Below are 20685 nucleotides of genomic sequence, written 5' to 3'. Positions count from 1 at the left end.
TTACCGGGAAGATAGCAAACCGGAACCTATCGTACATCGGAGCCGGGGTTTTCGAGGGCCTTACGTGCCACGACCAAATCCGTAACATTAACGGCAAAAACCGTAATGCCGGAGGTTTGGCCCTGCTCCTGGAACTGCTGATACGTGAAATTAAAATAGGCCGGTTCTACCTGGCCGGTATTTTTCCAGTCCAGCAGAATAGGTATCTCATTGCCGATGAACGGCGTGCCAGTTGTGTACACATTGTCCAGCAGCTCAAGAATGCCTTGTTCCGCAATTTCGGGTAAGGCTTCGGCTACCGCGTGGCCTACTAGCGCACGGTTCGGAAATAGTTTCTGATACTCCGGATTCACGAACTCGTAACGATGCTCCGGGCCCCGCAGAATGCAGATGAGGGCCGGCGTGTGCATAAACAGGTTGTAGAACGTTTCGCGTTGCTGCTGCATCTGCCGGAACGTTTCATAGGCTTGGTCGGAAAGCATAGCCTGCTGCTCGTTCTGTTCCAGCAGCTCCTCCACCATCAGTTTCTGATCGTGGATATCGGTGCCGCAGCCCACCCACATCAGCAGCTGGCCATCGGCAGCAAAGCGGGGCAGAGCCCGTACCAGCACCCAGCGGAACTGCCCATCGTGGCGGCGCAGGCGATACTCGGTCTGCAGCTCCGAGCCAGTTGAGCGGGCTTTGGCCCAGAACGTTTCCACATTGGTTAGGTCGTCTGGATGAATGTCCTGCGTCCAGTTCCAGCCAACGGTATCGGCTAAGGCCCGGCCGGTAAACTCCAGCCAACGGGTGTTAAAGTAATCGGTGGAGCCATCGGGCCGGTTGGTCCACACCATCACGGGTAGGGCCTCCAGAATAAAACGGGTGCGCTCCTGCTGCTCATCCAGCTCCCGCTGCATCTGCTGGCTGCGCTGCTCCGCCAGGTACCGCTCTGTCACGTCCTGGGTGCGCTGCAGAATAAACTGCAGGTGCCCTTGTTTGTCGAGAATCGGGTAGTGCGTAGCTTCCCAGTACAGCTCCTGCAGTCCGCCACCCTGCTCGGCCGGCCGCTCCAAGTCGTAGCGGATGAGCGGCATGGTGTGTGGCTCCCGGTACTGGCGCACATGCTCGTGCGACTCTTGGATAGTACGGGCCGAAGCGTCGTCGCTGGCCGGATACGCCTCAAAGAAAGGTTTGCCCACGGCCGCCTCCCGGCTTTTCAGGGACACCGCTACGTGACTATCGGTATTATCGAGAATCGTCGCGTCGGCATCGGGAGCTATCAGCAGAAAATTATCAGGGAGCGAGTGAAAAAGCTGCTGATAATCGACTGGAAAAGCGGGAGCAGGCATAAAACAAGAAGCGGGAAGAAGTTGGCGAATCGGCGTGCTACGGGTAAAGGTAGGCTACAAACCATCGAAAACCACGGCAGGTTTTTAGCTACCGCGCGGTTATAGCTTAACGAATTTGAACCGGTGCGCGTTGCGGCAAATGAGTCGGCCCGACGAACTCAGCGGCGTACCATATGGATGTGGGCAATGTCGTCTTCCAGGTAGCCTTCGCCCACCTGCCGGAAGCCAAAGCTTTCATAAAAAGCCTGCAAATACAGCTGCGCCCCAATCTGAATAGGCTGCTCGCCGAACAGTCGGCCCACGGCGGCAATGGACTCCTGCAGAAGCATCCGGCCCAGCCCAAAGCGCCGAAACCGGGGGCTCACTACTACTCGCCCAATGCTGGCCTCGGGGTAGCTGATACCGGCCTGGAACAGGCGCGTATACGCGGCCAGTTCTCCGTTGGGCGCGTAGCCCAGTAGGTGCCAAGCCTGCTGGTCCTGCCCGTCGATATCCTGGAAGGCGCAGGTTTGCTCCACCACAAATACTTCGGAGCGCAGTTGCAGCAGGGCGTACAGCTCCGGCGTGGTGAGGTCCGAGAAGGGTTTCAGAATCCAGGTCAGGGTCATGCCGGGCGAAAAATGGTTCGGTCAGAAGCCGAAGAACAGAGCAACGGGAAAGTACAGGCGACCTGCCTGCGCGCCAAAGGTACGGTTTGCCGGAATGTGGTACTCTGGCAGCCGGCGTGTAGTTTCGTCGTCGTTGTCATCTGGCCATGCTTCCTCCCCATCCCTCCCTATTTACTACCCGGAACACTTGTCGGCACCGGGGCCTGTACGTGGTCCTGTTGGGGCTTACCATGCTGCTGGGGCTGGCGTCGCGCAGGTATGGTCCGTGGCTGCCGGCATTCGTGGCCTCGTACGCCGGGGATGCGCTGTGGGCACTGCTGGTGTTCTGGCTGGTCGGGCTAGGGTGGCCTCGCTGGAGCAGCCGCCGGGTAGCGGCAGGGGCCCTGAGCTTTGCGGTGCTCATTGAAATCAGCCAGTTATGGCAGCCACCCTGGCTGCTGGCCGTGCGCGGCACCACGCTGGGGGGCTTGGTACTGGGCCACGGGTTCTTGTGGAGCGACCTACTATGTTACGCCGCCGGTGTGGCTACCGGCTACGTGGTGGAACGTGTGACGGGCTGCCAGCACGTACAGGCTTAGTCGCGCAGCCACCGGTGCATCCGGGGGAATTCAGCGGCCAAAGTTAACCCCATCCACGCCAGCAGCGGCAGGCCCGGGTACTGGCCGCTGTCGAACAGCTCTGCCAGCCACTCGCTCTGGCCTTTGTAGCCAGCCGGATGAAACACCACCAGCGTGGGCAGTTCCAGGGCCTGGGCAGCGGCGTAGCTCCAGGCCAGCACGGCCAGTTCTTCACCTTCTTTCTCCGGATGATTTTCGGTGATGTTGCCACCCAGCGAGGGGCGTTCGGCTGCCGGCGTTACGGCTAGGTGGCCGGCCTCGTGCAGAATGTCGCCGGGATACAGCAGCCGCTGACGGTCTACCACCAACTGACCCCGCGCGATGAGCAGCCCGGGTAGGAAGGTCGGCTGCACTAGGGAAGCCTCGTGTACCGTGAGGCCGATGTCGCGCACGAATTCGATAAGCGTATCGGTCGGGGTAGTTATCGAATGCATAAAACCTGCGTGTGTGGGTAAGCGGAAGCAGTCGGTAAAGCCCAAATATAGGGTTCCTCTGCCGGCGCGCCGGGGCAGGAGGTGTTAACTTATTCAGGGCTTTTTCAGCCGAAACCAGCGGTAGTCGCGCTAGGGCAGCGGTTACGGAAGCTGCTCCGTAGAATCAGGCTTTTTTGTTGAATATTTGCAGGCTGTTCAGCTTCATAAACTGACTGAGAGCGTACCACATAGTCCTTTGGCCAGACCAGTACTTCCTCCTCTGACACCTGTTCTCAGCCGCCTGGCGGTGTTCATGGTGCTGCTACTGCTCCCCCGGCTGGCTTCCGCTCAGGCACCCGGGCCGCGCTGGCATTCGGCGCTCGACAGCCTGCAGGCCCTGGAGCGGCTGCCGCAGTCCGATAGCAGCCGGGTGCAGCTGCTGTGCCGTATCAGCGACCAGCTGTGGGCTTCCGATACGGAGGCTGCTGCCGCGTACTCGCGGCGGGCACTGGCCCTGGCCCGGCGCACCCATAACCGGGCGGGCGAAGGCGCCGCGCTCAACCGCTTGGGCGCAGCCCTGCGCGAAAGTAATCTGGCCCGCGCCCTGGAACTGTTTCAGGAGTCGTTGCGGCTGGGCCGGGAGCTGCGGGATACCACGCTGCAGGCCCAGAATCTGCGCAGCATCGGCATTATCTACGTGTATCTGCGCGACCGGCAGCTGGGGCTGTCATACTACTTTGAGGGCCTGCGGCTGGATAGTCTGCTGGGCGATGAGCGCCGGATTGCCGTGGACCTGAGCAACATCGGGCTGGCGTATGATCTGTACGATGAGCTGGATTCGGCCGCGTACTATCAGCAGCGAGCCTACCAGCTGGCCCAACGGCTGCACGCTTCCACCAACTACATTCTCTACGGCCTGGGCAACGTGGCCCGCAAGCAGGGACACTTCGCGGAAGCCCGGGAATACTACCGTCGCAGCGTGGTCGAGTCGAAGCGACGACGGCACTTGCGCAGCCTCAACTTCTCCTACCTCGGGCTGGCCGCTCTTTACCAGCAGCAACAGCAGTCCGATTCTAGCATTTATTATGCCCGGCTCGGGGCCCAGGCGGCCCGCCAGAACGGATTTCTACGCGGGGTGCTCAACGCCAGTGTGCTGCTGACGCAAGATTTCGCCCAGCGCGGCCAACTAGATAGCGCCTTCCGGTACCAGAAGTTACTGGTGACTATGAAGGACACGTTGTTTGGGCAGGAAAAAGTAATGCGCCTACAGAACGTGGACTACCTAGAGCGGCAGCGCGCCCAGGAAGCCATAGTAGCCCAGCAGGCCATCCACAACCGCTACCAGACCTACGGCCTGCTGGTGGGCCTGGCCGGGTTGGGGCTGCTGCTGGCGCTGCGACTGCGCCACGGCCGCCGGATGCAGCGCACCAACGCCGCCTTGCAGGCCTCATTGGCCGACCTCAAACAGGCCCAACTGATGCTGGTGCAGCGTGAAAAAATGGCTTTTCTGGGCGAAATGACGGCCGGCGTAGCGCACGAGCTGCAAAACCCGCTCAGCTTCGTGAAGCGGTTTGCCGAAGTCAGCACGGAGCTGGTAGACGAAATCAACGGCGCCCAGCAGCTGGCCCGTGACGGCAACCTGGAGCGCGACATCCTCGACGGACTCAAGCAAAACCTGCTCAACATCAGTCAGCACGGGCAGCGGGCCACGGCCATCATCAAGGGCATGCTGGAACATGCCCGCACCGGCCAGGCCCCCCGCGAGCTAACCGACCTCAATGAGCTGGCCCGCCAGCAGCTGGAATTGGCTTACGCGGGCACGCAGCAACAGTTTCCGGGCTTCGTGGCCGAGGTGCGGACGGAGCTGGAACCCGCCCTGCCCGCGGCGGCGGTGGTGGCGCAGGACCTGGGCCGGGTGCTGCTCAACCTCTGCACCAACGCCTTATACGCCGTGCGCCAGCGCCAGCAGCGCGCCGAAGTGGGCTACGTGCCCACCGTGACCATCGGCAGCGGCCGTTTGCCCGATGGCCGCCTGCATCTGTGGGTGCGCGACAACGGCGCCGGCATTGCGCCCGAGGTGTTGCCCCGCATCTTTGAGCCTTTCTTCACCACCAAGCCGGTGGGCGAGGGCACAGGCCTGGGTCTGTCTCTCAGCCACGACATCGTGGTGAACGGCCACCAGGGCCAGCTGGAAGTAACGTCGCGGCCCGGCGAAGGCACCGAGTTTCGGCTGACGCTGCCGGCCAGCTGATAATGCGTCGGGCTATGTTGGGTCAGGTGAGAGGTGCTGGGCTGGGTTGGATGGCGTTGCTGCTTGCCACCGTTGGCCTGTTGTCAGGCTGTGAGCCGCAAGCATCAGCCACTACCAAAACTGTAGCTCCAACCAAACCCCGCTTTTTATCCTATTCCGTGGAGCCGCGTCGGCTGGCCCTGTACTGGCGGGATGAGAAAGGAAAGCCGTTGCGCAGCCTTGCCCGTTTGCGCGAGTGGCTCGCCAGCAAACAGCAGCGGCTGGTATTCGCCGCCAATGGCGGCATGTACCGCATGGGTAACGTGCCGGTCGGACTGTACATTGAAAATGGCCGACTACGTACTCCTTTGGATACGGGGAGCGGCCGCGGCAACTTCTACCTGCGGCCCAACGGCGTATTTTTTCTCACTACCGGTGGCCGGGCGGTTATCCAGCCCACTACCGCTTTCCGGTCTGGCCCGCAGATACGCTACGCCACGCAGTCGGGGCCGATGTTGGTAGTGGAGGGCCGGATTCATCCGGCCTTTCAGGCCGGTTCCCGCAACCTGAACGTGCGTAATGGCGTGGGCGTGCTGCCGGATGGCCGGGTACTGCTGGTTATGTCGAAAGAGCCGGTAAATCTGTGCGATTTTGCCCGCTACTTCCAGCGGCGGGGCTGCCGCAACGCGCTGTGTCTGGATGGCTTCGTGTCCCGGACGTACCTGCCGGCCCGGCAGTGGGAGCAGTTGGACGGAGACTTTGGGGTGATGATTGCCGTGACGGAGCCAGTGAGGGAATAAGTACGCATTGTTTATCGCTCCAACGCTTCATCCACCGAATCCGACGCTTCGGTAACGGCGAGTTTCAGCGGCGGCGGCAGCGGCCCACTTTCGGGCATCACTTCGCTGCCGTTGCTATGAAACGCCTCCTCTACCTGTTCTTCTTCCTGCTGGCCGGCCTCCCGGTGCAGGCCCAGACCACCACCCTGAGCGGCACCGTGCGCGACGCGGCGGGCCAGCCGCTGCCGGGTGTGAACGTGTTCCTCAAAACCACTTTCGACGGGGCCAGCACCGATTCGGTGGGCCGGTTCCGGTTCGATACCCCGGTACGGGGCAGCTACGTGCTCCAGGCCAGTCTGCTGGGGTTCATTACCACGGAGCGGGCCGTGGAGCTGACCGGGCAGCCGCTGCCGCTCACGCTCGTGCTCAAAAGTGAGCCCCACGCCCTGGGCTCGGTGGTGATTACGGCCGGGGCCTTCGAGGCCAGCGACGAGCACCGCAGCGCCGCCCTCAACACCCGCGACGTGCAAACCACCGCCGGCGCGCTGGCCGATGTGGCCGCCGCGTTCAACACCCTGCCCGGTACTACCCGCGTTGGCGAAGACGGCATGCTGTTCGTGCGGGGCGGGGCGGCGTCGGAAACCAAAACCTACCTGGATGGGCTGCCCGTGCAGAACCCCTACAATGCTACCGTGGCGGCCGTGCCGGCCCGGGGGCGGTTTGCGCCCACGCTGTTCAAAGGCACCGTGTTCAGCACCGGCGGCTACTCGGCGCTGTACGGGCAGGCGCTGTCGGGCGTGCTGCTGCTGAACTCGACGGATCTAGCCCCCGAAACCCAGACCGGCCTTTCGGCTACCTCGGTGTTCCTGGGGGCCTCGCGCACCAAGCGGTGGGAGCGGACCTCCTTGGCCGTTACGGCCGACTACACCAACCTGACGCCCTACACCGGCCTGCTGCCCCAGAACGTGCGCTGGGACCAGGCCCCGCGCGGGCTGGCTATTTCCGTGTCCCTGCATCACCGCACCGGCCAGGCGGGCATGCTGAAAGTGTACGGCACTTGGACCAGTCAGCAGTTCCGGATTGGCCAGCCCAGCCCCGAGCCGGCCGGCACCCAGACGGTGGGGCTGCGCAACGGCAACGGCTACCTCAACACTACCTTCCGGAGCCCGCTGCGCCGGGGCTGGAGCCTGCAGACCGGCCTGGCCCTGAGCCGCGACAACCAGCAGCTACGGCCCGATTCGGTACGGCTGCGCACGCTGGAGCAGGCGGTGGTGGGCCGGGTGGTACTCATCAACGACTCGGCGGCAACCCGCTGGAACGTGAAGGTGGGGGCCGAGGTGCTGGCCCAGCAGGTGCGCCAGCAGGTGCAGCCCAACGTGGCCGAGGCCACTGTGTACCGGCCGGCGTTCAGCGAGCAGCGGGCGGCGGGCTTCGTGGAATCCGACTTTCAGCTCACCAACCGGCTGGCAGGTCGGGTGGGGGCGCGCACCGAGTACTCGGCGGTGCTGCGCCGCTGGAACTCTGCCCCCCGCGTGGCCCTGGCGTATCAGACTTCCGGCAATAGCTCGGTATCGGGCGCCTACGGGCGGTTTTACCAGAACCCCGACAACGCGCTGCTGCTGGTGCAGCCTCGGCTGCGCTTCGAGCAGGCCACCCATGCGGTGCTCACCTACCAGTACACCCACGACCGGCAGCTGCTGCAGGTGGAAGCCTACCACAAAACCTACCGCCACCTCACCCGCTTCGAGGGCTCGGCCCCGCGCAACCCGCTGGGCTACGACAACGGCGGCAGCGGCTACGCCCGGGGCCTGGATGTGCTGTGGCGCGACCGGAAAACGGTGAAAAATCTGGAGTACTATATCAGCTACGGCTTCCTGGATACCCGCCGCCAGTACCGCCACGACCCGGTGGCGGCCGTGCCCACCTTCGCGGCCCGGCACAGCGTATCGGTGGTGGGCAAGTACTGGGTAGGCGGGCTGCACACGCTGCTGGGGGCCACGGCCAGCTACGGCAGCCCCCGCCGCTACCACGACCTAAACCAGCCCGAGGCCGGCTATAACCAGGGCCGCCTGCCCAGCTACCAGGAGCTGAGCCTGAACGCCAGCTACATCACGCGCCTGCTGGGGCACTACACGGTGGTGCATGCAGCCGTGAACAACGTGCTGGGCCGCCCGAACGTGTTCGGCTACCGCTACGCCACCCAACCCGCCGCCGATGGGCAGTTCAACCGCGTGGCCATCGGCCCCACCGCGCCGCGCATGGTGTTTCTGGGCGTGTTCATCTCCATCAATAAGAAGTCGCCGGGTGATGTGAACGAGCGGCCGGAATAGCGTTTTTGGTTGTTGGTTTTTCGTTGTGGGTTTTTGGTTGGGAGGTCCCGGTCCGGCAGCTGTAAGCTGTCGGGCCGTTTGTCGTATGATTCGTCCGCCCGAGGCCGGCGCAACATCAGCAACCGTCAACCGACCCGACTACTTGCAGCTGCCTGACCGGTGGTTCCGCTTCGCTCGCAGCCACCCATGCAATGCCCGCTGTCACCCACGCAATGCCCGCTGTCATCTGTGCGACAGCCTGTGTCACCCGTGCGACGGCCTCTGTCACACGTGCGACGGAAGCTGTCATCTGTGCGACGGCCTCTGTCATCCATGCGACGGAAGCTGTCACCCGTGCGACGGGCGTTGTCACTTGTGCAGGAGCCGTTGTCACTCGTGTAACCGGTATTGTCACCTGTGTGACGGCCGTTGTCACCTGCGCGACAGGTCACCAAAACGGAAAGCAACGGAAGACGAAAATCCGACGCTTCATCCGGGTAATCCGACGCTTCGGTAACGGCGAGTTTCGGGGGTGGTGGGCGGGATGCACCTTTGAATCATCAACCACCACAAACCCTCTTACCGCCATGAAAACTGCCCTGCTGACCCTCGCCTGCGTAACTGCCTCCCTTGCTACCCTGGCCCAGAACGCCGCTCCGGCCGCCCCTGCGGCCCCTGCCACCACTGCCGCAGCCGCTCCGGCCGGCTCCTACGCCGCCCTGCTGGGAACCACCGTGAAGGAGCTGATGAGCACCGGCGAGCCGGCCGTGCTCAAGCAGCTGGATGCCCGGCTGGAGCGCGCCGCCACCGTGGCCCCCCAGGACTGGCTGCCCCGCTACTACCAGGCCTACGCCCGCCTCATCACCTGCTTCCAAAGCAAGGAAGACGGCGACGTGAAGGATGTCTACCTCGACCGTGCTGAGGCTGCCCTGGCCCAGGCCCGCAAGCTGGGCGGCGACGAAGCCGAACTGCTGGTGCTGCAGAGTTACATTTACCAGGCCCGCCTCGGCGTGTCGCCCATGCTGCGTTCCATGAAGTACTCGGGCATGGTGAAGGAGGCGCTGGCCCAGGCCAAAAAACTCAACCCCGCCAACCCCCGCATCTACCTAGTGGAAGCCAACAACCTCTACTACACGCCCGCCATGTTCGGGGGCGGGGCCGAGGTGGCCAAGCCCGTGTACGAAGAAGCCAAAGCCCGTTTCGCTGCCTTCCGGCCCGCCTCGGCCCTGGCCCCCAACTGGGGCGAGCGGCAGCTACTGGGCCGCCTGAAAGCCTACGAAACTGCCACCGCCGCCAAGTAACGGCCGCCCCTGTCCGGCAGCTGCCAGCTGTCGGGCCGGTTGCAGCTGTCGGACTTGGTCCAACTGCCGCTGTGTATCTTTTCGCTTCGCTTGTCACTTCGCTTGCTCATGGAACAATCCGCCGTATTGGGGAAATACTACCCGAAATACACTTGGCTGAAAACGCTGGGTCTGATGCTGGTGCTGTCGGTGGTGCTGAGCTTCGCCTTTTGTCCGGGCTGTGCGGTCTGGAGCGAGAATTTTCTCATCTCCTTCGGCTACAACTTCTGCTATACCACCGGCCTGTGGCTGGCCAACGGCGTGCCCTCCGAATTGCTGAACCGCTACGTCGACTGGACGGAAAACCCGCTGCGGCGGTTTCTGACCACGGTGGCCGTATCGTTGCTGGCCTCGCTGCTGGTTATTCTGGTGGTGACGACGGCGTTCCGGGTAGGTTACTTTCACAAGCCGTTCTGGAGCATCAGCTGGAAGGCGTTTGTGATACCGCTGGGCATTACGCTGGTGGTGTCCTTGTTCATGCATAGCCGCTCGTTTCTGCTGAGCTGGCGCGAGGTATCGGTGCGGGCCCAGCGGCTGGAAAAGGAAAACGCCCAGGCCCAGGCCGACAGTCTGCGCCGCCAGCTCGACCCGCACTTCCTGTTCAACTCCCTGAACGCGCTGACCTCGCTGGTAGAGGAAAACGACTCCGTACGCGCTTCCCGCTTTATCCGCCAACTCAGCCAAGTGTACCGCTACGTGCTCGACAGCCAGGACCAGGAAGTGGTGTCGTTGGCGGAGGAAATGAAGTTCGGCGAGGCCTACCTGTTTCTGCAGCGCACCCGTTTGGGCGAGGGGCTGCAGGTGCAACTGCCTCCGCTTACTGCTGCTACCGGGGCGCTGCTGGTGCCGCCGCTGGCGTTGCAGCTGCTGCTGGAAAATGCCCTCAAGCACAACGCCACCTCCCAGCGCAACCCGCTGCGCATCGGCATTGAGCTGGACGAGCCGGCCCGCACCCTCACCGTGCGCAACTCCCGGCAGACGCGCCGTTTGGCCGAGGGCGAATCGATGGGGGTGGGCCTGAAAAACCTGCAGGCCCGCTACGCCTTCCTCACGCCCCGCCCCGTGGTGGTAGCTGCCTCCGAGCTGGAGTTTGCCGTGACGCTGCCGCTGCTGGAATTGCAGTAGCGGCTAGACGGCTGGAAACATAACAGCACGTCATAGTCGAAGCATCTCTACCGCTTCGTTGCAAGGCCATTGATTTAGTCAGAGGTAGAGATGCTTCGACTGCGCCTCCGGCTTCGCTCAGCATGACGTTGTTACCTTGCTCCCTCCACTCCCGACAAGTTCCCGTTCGTGCTCTTTTCGCCTATGACCTCGACTACTACTCCGTTGCGCGCTTTGATTGTGGAAGATGAGCCGCTGGCCGCTACCCGGCTGGCCGGTTTGCTGAAGAAACACCCGCAGCCGGTGGTCGTGGTGGGCACGGCCGAGTCGGTGGCGGAGGCCGTGGCGCTGCTGCAAAGCCTGCAGGCCGCCCCGCCCGACGTGCTGTTTCTGGATATTCACCTGGCCGACGGGCTGAGCTTCGAGTTGTTCGAGCGGCTGGAAATCCGCACGCCCGTCATCTTCACCACCGCCTACGACAAGTACGCCCTGCGCGCCTTCAAGGTCAACAGCGTGGACTACCTGCTCAAGCCCATCGATCCGGAGGAGTTGACGGCGGCCCTGGATAAGCTCCACCGCCGGCAGCAGCAGGCCGCGCCCCAGTTCGATGCGGCACTGCTCACGCGCATGCTGCAGCAGGCCCAGCCCGCGCGGGAGTACAAAACGCGCTTCGTGGTGCGGGTGGGGGAGCACCTGAAGGCCATTCCGGTGGAGCAGATTGCCTACTTCGCCAGTCTGGAAAAGGTCACGCTGCTGCACACCCGCGAGGGCCGCCGCTTCGTGGTAGACTACACGCTGGAACAGCTCGAAGGCCTGCTCGACCCATTGGAGTTCTTCCGTCTCAACCGGGCCTACCTGGCCCACGCCGACGCCATTCACGACATCATCCACTACACTAACTCCCGCCTGCAAACCATCCTCAAGCCCGCCGCCCCCGACAACGACACCGTGCTGGTCAGCCGTGAAAAAGTCAACGCCTTCAAAGCCTGGCTGGATCGGTGATTTTTTGAATGGAAGCGGAATGTGCAGAACGTAGGTGGAGTGTGATAAATGAAGGTCATTCCGAGTGAAGCGAGGAATCTCGCGTACTGACGTTGCTGAAGTAATCCTGACGTCAGACGACATTCCGAGCGGAGCGAGGGATGATGTTTCTCTGCCACATCACGCACATTTGCCACATTCCACCCACCTTCAAAAACTTACCCTTCCAGCCAGTTCTTCACCGCCCCTGCCTTTTCCCGACTAACCAGTACTTCCTCGCTGGGGGCAGGGTGCAAGTCCACTAATAGCTTACCGTTGAAGTGCGGGTGCAGGCGCTGCACGGCGGGTAGCTGGGCCAGGAGCTGGCGGTTGAGGCGAAAAAACTGGGTGGGGTCAAGCAGGGTTTCCAGCTGTTCCAGGGTGTAGTCCACCACGAAGCGGCGGCCGTCGAGGGTGCAGAGGGTGGTGGTTTCATGGCGGCTCTGGAACCAGGCGGCCTGGGTGGCGGCCAGCGGCAGCAGCAGCTCGCCGTTGCGTACCAGAAACCGGGTTTTGTGCTGCCGCTCCGGCCGGGGCAGGGCATCCAGGAGGCGCTCCAGGCGCTGGGCCGTATCGTCGGCGGGCCGGGCGGCTGTGGCGGGGGTGCGCCATTCGTGCAGCTTAGTGAGGGCGGCCGTCAGTTCCGCCAGCTTTACGGGCTTGAGCAGGTAATCCACGCTATTAGCCTTGAAGGCCCGGATGGCGTAGGCATCATACGCCGTGGTGAAGATGACCGGACTGCGCACCACCGTCTGCTCAAATACTTCTAGGCTCAGCCCATCGGCCAGCTGAATATCGGATAGAATCAGGTGGGGGGTGGGGTTGGTATCTAGCCAGTGCAGAGCCCCGGCCACGCTGTCCAGCACGGCCAGCACTTGGGCTTCAGGTGCGGCCTGACGCAGCAGCCGTTGTAGCCGCTCGGCGGCCGGGTATTCATCTTCGAGCAGCAAAACGGTCATGGACGAGGAGAAGTGAAGGACGCAGAAGTTAGGGGTAGAGAAAGAACGTCATTCTGAGTGAGCCGGAGGCGTAGTCGAAGAATCTCGTGGGCTGACGTTACAACAAACGTATCATGCCAAACGAAGCGGTAGAGATTCTTCAACTACGCCTCCCGACACTGGCTTGATGCACCACATGCTCAGGATAACGTTTCTTCTCTAACCACTCACAACAGCGGCAGCCGCACCTCAAACCAGCCGGCTTCCTGCGTTACCTCAACAAGCTGCGGCGCTTGCAGCAGCTCATAGCGGTGGCGTACGTTGCGAAGGCCGGTGCCTGTTCCGGGCGCAAGGCCGGCGGTGCGGGGGCGCAGGGTGTTGCGCACGGTGAAGTAGCCAGTGGCCGGGTCGGCGGTGAGTTCCAGCGCCAGCGGATGTTCCCGGGAGGCCACGTTGTGCTTGAGGGCGTTTTCCACCAACAGCTGCACGCTGAGCGGGGCCACGCGGGCGGTGAGGGCGGCGGGTGGCACCTGCCACTGTACCCGCAGGTTGTCGCGGAAGCGGGCTTTGTGCAGGGCCAGATAGGTTTCCACGAAGGCCAATTCCTCACTGATTGGTACGGTGGGCTGGTCACGGGCCAGCAGCACGTAGCGGTACACATCCGAGAGCTGCTCCACGAAGTCCTGGGCCGTCTCGTTCCGGGGCTCAATGAGAGCCGACAGCGTATTGAGCGAGTTGAACAGGAAATGCGGGTCGAGCTGGTTTTGCAACGCTTCCAGCTGACTGCGCGCTTCGGCACTCTGCAGCTGCTCGGTGCGGCGCACGTTATCGGCCCACTGCCGGAAGAAGTTCCAGCTTTCATAAATGAGCTGAATCATCACCGTGGGCACCATGTTCAGCCCAAACTCAAACCAGTACTCTGGCCAGGTAAGGTGCCCGTGCTGCATCCGGGCGGCTACTTGCCCGATGCCTAGGGTAGTGAGGGCCGCAATGCTGGTGTTGCTGAGCGCCAGCCACCACAGCCGCTGTCGGGTTTGCTCCACCCGTGGGAACCGTCGGAACAGGTAGCGCCACAACGAGCGACCCAGCAGCCAGAAAATAGTGGTAATCAGCGTGGAGCAAAACCACGCCACCAGCAGCGCCTGCCAGGAGCGCACATGCAGCACGCCGCGGGGCAGCAATACCAGCGCGCCCAGCACCGGAATACCCAGCAACAAAAACCATTTATCGTTGAGGTAAGCCGGGGCCGGGCGCTGGGGAGTGGCTGACATGGAGAATTAGCGGGGAAGCTGCTGCACGAAGCTAACAACTGCCTGCCGGAACTGCGCGGGCTGCTCCAGAAACGAGTTGTGCTTGCCCGGCAGTGTAACCACCTGCTTGCGCGGGAACTGGTAAGTAGCTGCCGTAGCGCCCGTTGTCCGGTCGTCTTTACCCAAAATCACCAGCGTAGGCATGGTAAGCTTGGCGGTAGCGGGGGCATAGTCCTGGCCATAATCAGCCAACCGGCCGCTGAATACCTGCTGGGCAAATTCCGGATTGCCGGGTACGGCGCGGCTTACCCGCATGGCCCGGGCGGCTAGGGAGTCGTGGGAGAATTGCAACTGCCCGGCAAGTTTCAGCTGCTGCAACGCACCCATCACCATGCCAAACCGCTGCATCTGGGGCAGGCTGGGCGCGGGCCGGGCCGCGGCGGGCAGTAGGCTGGTACCGTAGGCCAGCATGCTATCCAAAGAGGCCACTGGGTTCAGTACGCTATTCACCAGCACCAGTGCCTGTACCCGCTGGGGGTACTTTTGGGCGTAGGCTGTGGCAATGGTGCCCCCGAAGGAGTGGGCCATCACCACCCATTTCTGCAAGCCCAGCTGTTGGCGCAACTCCTCCATATCCTGTACTATGCGGGCCATAGAGTAGTTTTTGGTGCGGGAACTGCCCGAGCGCCCACTGCCGCGCTGGTCCAGGTACACCATCTGTAGCTTGTCTTCGAGCCGGTTGCCGCCCAGCTTCTCAAAAGAGTAGCTACCCGCCCCGGGGCCGCCGTGCACAAACAGGCAGGGCGTGCCCTGGCCTGCCACCTGCACAAACAGTTTTACCGAATCGTAAGTGAAGATGGCGCGGGAACCGACAGGCAACGCAGCCTGCTTCTGGGCCTGGGCAACAGTGCTCAATGCCACAAGAAGCAACAGCATCAGGAAACGAACAGTGGAGGAAAGGAAGCGGAACATGAGAGCAGGAGTAAAGGATGGGAGAGGCGGTTAGCGAGCCGTTAACTGGGTCAAACATCCGCATCATCCGGCACATCCACCCACGCAAACCGGGCGAAACGGCTACTGCCGTGGGCGAAGCGTAAAAGCCGTTTGGGTGAACCGTCGGCTTCCGCCACCAAAAAGGCCCGGACGCCGACAGCAGCTGTCAGCATTCCGGGCCTTGGGCACCCCTCTCCGGTGCAAATGGGTGCCGCTGCCTACTCCATAGGCATGGCCGGTTCTCTACAATCCGGGCTGATATCCGGCGGGGGCTGAACGGGGCGAATTGGCTGTTGCAGCATGCCTGCCTCTGGTGTTCAGATACACCAGCCCGGACCGTAGAAAACGGGCCACGAAATAGTAGTGCGGCTAAATAATGGTGCTCATGCCCAGGCGGATGTTGTTGCGGTGCATCTCGCAGTCGGCAATATCCAGCACGGCGTAGGCAATAAAGCTGCCCACCTGCTCGGTGGTATAGCGGGTGGCCGGGTTCAGCTCGGGCGTGACCACCTGCTGGTCGAGGGCGTGCTGCACGGCGTCGCGCACGGTGACGGCTTCCTCGGTCAGCCCGAAGTGGTCCAGCAGCATAGCTGCCGACAGGATGGTGGCAATGGGGTTGGCAATGCCCTTACCCTTGGCCTGCGGATACGAGCCGTGAATGGGCTCGAACAAGGCAACTGCATCGCCCACCGAGGCGGAGGGCAGCATCCCCAAGGAGCCGGCAATGACAGAGGCTTCGTCAGAGATGATGTCGCCGAACATGTTTTCGGTCAGAATCACGTCGAACTGGCGCGGGTTCAGGATGATCTGCATGGCGGCGTTGTCCACGAACAGGTAGTCGAGGGCCACGCTGGGGTACTGCGGGGCCAGCTGCTGCACGGTTTCGCGCCAGAGGCGGGAGGTTTCCAGCACGTTGGCCTTGTCTACCAGCGTGAGCTTGTGGCGACGGGTTTCGGCGGCCCGGAAAGCCCGGTGGGCAATCCGCTCAATCTCCTCCCGCGAGTAAGTGCAGTTGTCGTAAGCCGAATTCCCATCGTTGAAGCGGCCCTTCTCGCCGAAATACACCCCGCCCGTCAGCTCCCGGAAAATCAGCATATCGGTGCCCTGAATGCGGTCGGCTTTGAGCGGGGAGTGTTCCAGCAGCTGGTCGTAAGCCATAACGGGGCGGATGTTGGCGTACAGGCCCAGCTCCTTGCGCAGGCGCAGCAGGCCCTGCTCAGGGCGCACCGGGGCGGCGGGGGCGTTATCGTACTTAGGGTCGCCGATGGCGCCCAGCAGCACGGCATCGGCCTGGTGGCAGGCATCCAGCGTGAGTTCGGGCAGGGGCGAGCCGGTGGCATCAATAGCGCAGGCGCCCATCAGGTGGTAGTCGAAGTGAAACTCGTGCCCAAACCGGTCGGCCACGGCCCGCAACACGCGCACCGCCTCGGCGCACACTTCCGGCCCGATGCCGTCGCCGGGCAATACCACAATGTGTTTGCTTAAAATACCCATGTCCGTTGCTGCTCGAAGGCGGTAATAGCCGATTCCTGGCTAATGAGAAAATCGATGTCGTCGTATCCGTTGATGAGGCACTCTTTCTTGTAGGCGTCCAGCTCGAAGCGCATCGGCTCGGGGCGGCCCGGTACCTGCAGCGTCTGGCTGGGCAGGTCCACCGTCAGCTCGGCCTGGGCATCCTGTGCCACTAAGGCAAACAGCTCATGCAGCTCCGCGGGCGTCACCTGCAGCGGCAGCAGGCCGGTGTTGAGGGCGTTGCCCCGGAAAATATCGGCGAAGTAGCTGCTGATGACTACCCGAAACCCGGCGTCATACAACGCCCAGGCGGCGTGCTCCCGGCTGGAGCCGCACCCGAAGTTTTTACCGGCCAGCAAGATTCGGTGGCCCTGGTAGCGGGCATCATTCAGCACGAAATCCGGCTTGGGCTGGCCGTCGGCGGCGTAGCGCCAGTCGGCAAACAGGTTCCGGCCGAACCCTTCGCGGGTGGTGGCTTTCAGGAAGCGCGCCGGGATGATCTGGTCGGTGTCCACGTTTTCAATGGGCAACGGAACCACACCGGAGCGCAGGGTGGCGAATTTTTCCATGGGTGGAGTGAGAGAGGGGTTGATAAGCTGTTTTTAGAACTAGCTCCCCTCCTTGGAAAGGAGGGGAGCTAGTTTTAGTGCTAGTCTTGGTTCGCGTAATCGAGCACGTACTCTGCTACGTCCACCAGCCGGCCTTCCACGGCCGTAATGGCGGCTACCAGCGGGGAGGCCAGCAGGGTGCGGGCACCGGGACCCTGGCGGCCCTCGAAGTTGCGGTTGGAAGTGGATACGCAGTAAGCCCCGGCCGGAATCTTGTCTTCGTTCATGGCCAGGCAGGCACTGCAGCCCGGCTCGCGCAGCTCAAAGCCGGCGTCGGCCAGCACCTGGTCGAGGCCTTCGGCCCGGGCCTGCCGAGCCACCTGCTGGGAGCCGGGCACGATGATGGCCTCCACGTGGGGCGCTTTGCGCTTGCCCCGCACGTAGGCCGCCACCGTGCGCAGATCCTCGATGCGGGAGTTGGTGCAGCTGCCGATGAACACGTGGCTGATTTCCTGGCCCAGCAGCGACTCGCCCGCCGCAAAGCCCATGTACCGCAGCGACTTTTCGAAGCTCGGGGCCTCGGCCGCCTCGGACAGGGCCGGAATGCGGCCGGCCAGCGCCATACCCATACCGGGGTTGGTACCGAAGGTTATCATAGGCCGGATAACCGTTGCGTCAAAGTGTAACTCCGCATCAAACTGCGCGTCCTCATCCGAAAACAGAGTTTGCCAATGCGCCACAGCCCAGTCCCAGGCCTCGGCCTGGGGAGCGTAAGGGCGGCCGTGCAGGTACTCAAAGGTGGTGGCATCGGGGGCAATGAGGCCACCGCGCGCGCCCATTTCGATGCTCATGTTGCACACCGTCATGCGGCCTTCCATGCTCAGGTTCCGGATGGCGCTGCCGGCGTACTCCACAAAGTAGCCGGTGGCTCCGCCCGTACCTAATTGGGCAATTACGTGCAGAATAATATCCTTGGCCGATACGCCCGGCTGCAGCTCCCCATCCACGGTAATGCGCATGCGCCGGGGCTTATCCAGCAGCAGGCACTGCGAGGCCATTACCTGCGTCACCTGACTGGTACCGATGCCAAACGCAATGGTGCCGAACGCGCCGTGGGTGGAGGTGTGGGAGTCGCCGCACACGATGGTAAGGCCCGGCTGCGTGAGGCCCAGCTCCGGCCCGATGACGTGAACGATGCCCTGGTAGGGGTGGCCCAGCCCGTACAGCTCTACGCCGTGGCGGGCGCAGTTTTCGGTGAGCTTATCCACCTGGGACCGGGACAAAGGGTCTTGAATCGGCTGGTCCTGGTGGCGGGTGGGCACGTTGTGGTCGGCGGTGGCCAGTATCTGCCCGGGGCGGCGCAGCGTCAGGCCCCGGGCCGTCAGCTCGTCGAAGGCCTGGGGGCTGGTCACCTCATGAATCAGGTGCCGGTCAATGTAAAACACCGACAGCCCGCCGGCCACCTCGCGCACCACGTGCGCATCCCAGATTTTATCGAATAAGGTGTGAGGCATGGGAGAGGGGGTGGGGGTGGTTAGTGCAGGAAGGAATAGGGTGTGAAGGGAAAGGACGTCATGCTGAGCCTGTCGAAGCATCTCGCGTGCTGACGTTGCAATGCTATTCATACATCAGCACGCGAGATGCTTCGGCTGCGCTCAGCATGACGTTCTACTGCGCTGGCGAATCACCCCGCAGTTACCAGCTGTTGCTGTTCTACCATCACGCGCAAATCCTCGTCCACGACCTCCTTTTGACGGTCGGCCAGGACGAGGAAATGGGTGTAGGCTTTGTTGAGGGCCACGCGGTCGAAGTCGTAGCCGATTTTCTGGAGGCGGTAGGCCAACGCGGCGCGGCCTGAGCGGGCGGTGAGCACAATGCTGGAATCGGGCATACCCACCTCGCGCGGGTCGATGATTTCGTAGGTTTCGCGGTGCTTAATCACGCCGTCCTGGTGGATGCCGCTGGAGTGGGCAAAGGCGTTGGCTCCCACAATGGCCTTGTTGGGCTGCACCGGCATGCTCATCAGGTGCGACACCATAGCCGAGGTTTCGGCCAGCAGCTTGGTGTTGATGCCGGTGCTGAAGTTGAGGTAAGGGTGCTGGCGGAGCACCATCACGGCTTCTTCGAGGGCCGTGTTGCCGGCCCGCTCGCCCACGCCGTTGATGGTGCACTCCACCTGCCGGGCCCCGCCCAGCACGCCCGCAATGGAGTTGGCGGTGGCCATGCCCAAATCGTTGTGACAGTGGGTGGAGAGGCGCACCCGCTCAATGCCGCGCACGTTGTCCACGAGGTACTTGATTTTGGCGCCGTACTCGGCCGGAAGGCAATAGCCGGTGGTGTCGGGGATGTTGAGCACGGTGGCCCCGGCCCGAATGGCGGCCTCGCACACGCGGGCCAGAAACTCGTTGTCGGTGCGGCCGGCGTCCTCGGCGTAAAACTCCACGTCCTCCACCAGCGACTTGGCCAGCTTCACGGCCGCCACCGCCCGTTCCAGCACCTGCTCGGGCGTGCTCAGCAGCTTGTACCGGATGTGCGACTCCGAAGTGCCGATACCCGTGTGAATGCGCGGGTAGCGGGCCGCTTTCAGGGCCTCGGCCGCCGTGCGAATGTCGTTTTCCACGGCCCGGGAAAGGCCGCAGACGGTGGCCTCGCGGGTTTGGGCCGCAATGGCCGCCACCGCCGCAAAGTCGCCGGGACTGGAAACCGGGAAGCCGGCCTCAATCACGTCCACGCCGAGTAGCTCCAGCTGCCGGGCAATGAGCAGTTTCTCGTCCCGGTTCAGTTTGCAGCCGGGCACTTGCTCCCCGTCGCGCAGGGTAGTATCGAAGATGTGGACTTTCTCGGTAGACATGGGCAATGACTTCGTGGCAGAAGGAAAGCCCCAAGTACACCCCCAGCCCCGGCCTCCCGAAACCGTTTTTCGACACGCCTACTATTTCAAAAAGTTGCTGATGTGGATGTAAGTAGCTGATTGATAGTGTATAGTTGCTAAGTGGCTTACAAAGGCCAACTGCCGTAGAGACGCGATACTTCGCGTCTCGGCGTTGAACGGTTGGTGTTGTTTAAGCAAAATCTATACGATGTTCATATCTTGTTGCAGCGAGAGAATGACTGATTGTGTATTAAGAATGAACATGCCTGAAAAGAGCAATTGGCTACTATATGCCGCTTCGTTAGGTTTCCTGTTAAGTCTGATAGCTCATATACTCTCTTGTTTTACTATTGATGTGAGTGAATATTTCCCTTTTGTATGGTTGCTCCATATTGGGATTTTTGCTGTTGGAATTTTTGTATTTATTAAATACAAGCAAAGTGAAGAATTCCAGGATTATCAACAATCAAATGAATCCAATCTGATGAGTTCAGGAATTCCTTTGGAATTGATATTTAAAGGTATTCCTAGTTGGGTGAAATTAGTTGCTGTATCTGGCTCTTTATATGTGGTATTCAATTTGATGACCTTCGTTGCTTCTCAAAATGGAAATCCTGAAATTAAGGATGATAAATATATTCTGCAGAATCATGGTAAAATAACAGAGTATCTGAGTAAAGAAAAGTATACGTACTATAAATCAAGAGAAACAAAAGCCTTTTCAGGTCTTTGGCTCTTGTTCTATGGTATTTTTACTATTATCTCATATAAGGTTAGTGTCGCTGAAAAGAGTGAACAGGATTTGAGCATTTGATTTATTA

The 20685-nt window shown here is 61.9% G+C and carries 18 protein-coding genes; 8 read left to right on the top strand and 10 right to left on the bottom strand.

Going from position 1 to position 20685, the window contains the following annotated elements:
* Positions 1-26 precede the first annotated feature (26 nt).
* Entirely contained in the window at positions 27-1331 is a 1305-nt protein-coding gene (locus tag HSW_RS15695) for a PAS domain-containing protein (RefSeq protein ID WP_044002686.1), read from the bottom strand.
* Positions 1332-1489: 158 nt separating this feature from the next.
* Entirely contained in the window at positions 1490-1939 is a 450-nt protein-coding gene (locus HSW_RS15690; protein WP_044002685.1) for a GNAT family N-acetyltransferase, read from the bottom strand.
* A gap of 146 nt (positions 1940-2085) precedes the next feature.
* On the opposite strand from HSW_RS15690, the gene HSW_RS15685 reads away from it, so the two are divergent.
* Complete coding sequence (locus HSW_RS15685) at positions 2086-2517, top strand: ribosomal maturation YjgA family protein (RefSeq protein ID WP_052346517.1); 432 nt, start codon at positions 2086-2088, stop codon at positions 2515-2517.
* On the opposite strand, the gene HSW_RS15680 is transcribed toward HSW_RS15685, so the two are convergent.
* Positions 2514-2990, bottom strand: coding sequence for a hypothetical protein (locus tag HSW_RS15680; RefSeq protein WP_044002684.1), 477 nt, complete (start codon positions 2988-2990; stop codon positions 2514-2516). The two genes, HSW_RS15685 and HSW_RS15680, sit on opposite strands and share 4 nt — an antisense overlap.
* Positions 2991-3282: 292 nt before the next feature.
* Between HSW_RS15680 and HSW_RS22985 the strand changes: the two genes are divergently transcribed.
* From HSW_RS22985 to HSW_RS15645, 6 genes are all read left to right on the top strand, one after another.
* Complete coding sequence (locus HSW_RS22985) at positions 3283-5220, top strand: tetratricopeptide repeat-containing sensor histidine kinase (protein WP_155833006.1); 1938 nt, start codon at positions 3283-3285, stop codon at positions 5218-5220.
* 158 nt (positions 5221-5378) lie between these two features.
* Complete coding sequence (locus HSW_RS15670; RefSeq protein WP_231501303.1) at positions 5379-5999, top strand: phosphodiester glycosidase family protein; 621 nt, start codon at positions 5379-5381, stop codon at positions 5997-5999.
* Positions 6000-6115: 116 nt separating this feature from the next.
* Positions 6116-8308 (top strand): TonB-dependent receptor, encoded by a 2193-nt coding sequence (locus HSW_RS15665; protein ID WP_044002682.1) that lies wholly within the window; start codon positions 6116-6118, stop codon positions 8306-8308.
* 566 nt (positions 8309-8874) lie between these two features.
* Entirely contained in the window at positions 8875-9588 is a 714-nt protein-coding gene (locus HSW_RS15655) for a hypothetical protein (RefSeq protein ID WP_052346515.1), read from the top strand.
* A 108-nt stretch (positions 9589-9696) separates the two neighbouring features.
* Positions 9697-10752 (top strand): sensor histidine kinase, encoded by a 1056-nt coding sequence (locus HSW_RS15650; RefSeq protein WP_044002680.1) that lies wholly within the window; start codon positions 9697-9699, stop codon positions 10750-10752.
* 183 nt (positions 10753-10935) lie between these two features.
* Positions 10936-11733, top strand: coding sequence for a LytR/AlgR family response regulator transcription factor (locus HSW_RS15645; protein ID WP_044002679.1), 798 nt, complete (start codon positions 10936-10938; stop codon positions 11731-11733).
* Positions 11734-11930: 197 nt separating this feature from the next.
* Here HSW_RS15645 and HSW_RS15640 read toward each other — a convergent pair whose 3' ends face one another.
* The 7 genes from HSW_RS15640 to HSW_RS15610 form a co-directional block, all read right to left on the bottom strand.
* A complete protein-coding gene (locus HSW_RS15640; RefSeq protein WP_044002678.1) occupies positions 11931-12710 on the bottom strand; it encodes a LytR/AlgR family response regulator transcription factor in 780 nt (259 codons plus the stop codon).
* Positions 12711-12916: 206 nt separating this feature from the next.
* Positions 12917-13960 carry a sensor histidine kinase gene (locus HSW_RS15635; protein WP_044002677.1) on the bottom strand — a complete coding sequence of 348 codons (1044 nt, stop codon included), beginning with the start codon at positions 13958-13960 and terminating at the stop codon, positions 12917-12919.
* A 6-nt stretch (positions 13961-13966) separates the two neighbouring features.
* Entirely contained in the window at positions 13967-14911 is a 945-nt protein-coding gene (locus HSW_RS22980) for an alpha/beta fold hydrolase (RefSeq protein ID WP_081768442.1), read from the bottom strand.
* Positions 14912-15301: 390 nt separating this feature from the next.
* Positions 15302-16426: a 3-isopropylmalate dehydrogenase gene (gene leuB / locus HSW_RS15625; protein WP_044002676.1), complete on the bottom strand. Its 1125-nt coding sequence runs from the start codon at positions 16424-16426 to the stop codon at positions 15302-15304.
* Positions 16414-17013: a 3-isopropylmalate dehydratase small subunit gene (leuD, locus tag HSW_RS15620; protein ID WP_044002675.1), complete on the bottom strand. Its 600-nt coding sequence runs from the start codon at positions 17011-17013 to the stop codon at positions 16414-16416. The genes leuB and leuD overlap by 13 nt, the downstream gene beginning before the upstream one ends.
* A gap of 80 nt (positions 17014-17093) precedes the next feature.
* Positions 17094-18506 (bottom strand): 3-isopropylmalate dehydratase large subunit, encoded by a 1413-nt coding sequence (gene leuC, locus HSW_RS15615; RefSeq protein WP_044002674.1) that lies wholly within the window; start codon positions 18504-18506, stop codon positions 17094-17096.
* A 170-nt stretch (positions 18507-18676) separates the two neighbouring features.
* A complete protein-coding gene (locus tag HSW_RS15610; protein WP_052346512.1) occupies positions 18677-19843 on the bottom strand; it encodes a 2-isopropylmalate synthase in 1167 nt (388 codons plus the stop codon).
* A gap of 256 nt (positions 19844-20099) precedes the next feature.
* Between HSW_RS15610 and HSW_RS15605 the strand changes: the two genes are divergently transcribed.
* On the top strand, positions 20100-20678 hold the full coding sequence (locus HSW_RS15605) for a hypothetical protein (protein ID WP_155833005.1): 579 nt from the start codon (positions 20100-20102) through the stop codon (positions 20676-20678).
* The last annotated feature ends 7 nt before the right edge of the window (positions 20679-20685 follow it).

This window comes from Hymenobacter swuensis DY53, assembly GCF_000576555.1.
Taxonomy (GTDB): Bacteria; Bacteroidota; Bacteroidia; order Cytophagales; family Hymenobacteraceae; genus Hymenobacter; species Hymenobacter swuensis.
Note: the sequence above shows the minus strand (reverse complement) of the source record. Positions and strands in the feature narration are given on the sequence as shown.